At 40.8% G+C, this 1078-nt stretch carries 1 protein-coding gene; it reads left to right on the forward strand.

Annotated elements, in window-relative coordinates:
• Window positions 1–74: 74 nt before the first annotated feature.
• Window positions 75–1078: IS30 family transposase (locus EKM69_RS12195; protein WP_125711386.1), on the forward strand; the 1004-nt coding region annotated here is incomplete at its 3' end.

Consider the following 1078-nt stretch of genomic DNA (forward strand, 5'->3'; position numbering starts at 1 on the left):
AAAAAACACCAAGACGGAAAAATCAGTTATCATTGGAGTTCCGACACTAACAATGAAAGAGGTTTTTCGTCTTGATGCATCAACAGAATACCATAATTCGCAAAAAAGGACAGCACTTAACTGAAATTGAACGAGGCAGAATTGCTTCTTTACATGAACTTGAACTCTCTAACAGGCAAATAGCTTCAATCATTGGTGTTTCTCCACAGACTATCAATAACGAGATCCATCGTGGAACTGTATCTCAGGTGAAGAAGGTCAACAACAAGTTGATATATTCTTCTTCATACTTTCCTGATACTGCGCAAACTAACTATGAGAATAACCGTTTGAGATGTCATCGTCCTTCTAAGTTCAATCAAGTAAAGCCCTTCTTGAGCTTCTTTGTGGAGCGGTTCAAAGATAACAAGTGGTCTCCTGATGCGACGGTCGGTAGAGCTCGTGTTGATGGTTTATTTACGTCTGAAGAGATGGTATCCACAACTACTTTGTACAAATACATAGACAAGCAGTTGCTGGAAGTAAAGAACATTGACCTAGCTGAAAAGACACACAGATCTACCAAAATCCATATCGCAAAGAAACATAGACGAACTCTAGGAAGAAGCATCGAAGAACGTCCAAGTCACGTCAATAACCGCGAAGAGTTTGGACACTTTGAGATCGATACTGTAGTGGGTAAAAGAAACGGAAACGAAAGTGTCGTTCTTACCTTGATAGAAAGACAATCACGGTTTGAAATAATGAGATTGATTGACGGTAGAGATGCCGACTCTGTGGACTACGCTATGGAGGAGATCAAGCTCAATTATGGTAGAGCTATCAAATCTATCACTGCAGACAATGGGCCAGAGTTTGCCAACTTGGAACAAACCATGTCAGATACCTGTGATGTCTATTTCACTCATCCATACACATCTAGTGAACGTGGAACTAACGAAGTACATAACAGAATGATCCGACGTGAACTTCCAAAGAGTCTGTCCCTAGATACTGTGAGTCCCCAAACCATCTCTGTCATCAACGCTCACCTTAATGAACTACCAAGGAAACAACTAGGATACAAAAAACCCCAGGA

The sequence above is a fragment of the Companilactobacillus zhongbaensis genome, assembly GCF_003946515.1.
In the GTDB taxonomy this organism is placed as follows: domain Bacteria; phylum Bacillota; class Bacilli; order Lactobacillales; family Lactobacillaceae; genus Companilactobacillus; species Companilactobacillus zhongbaensis.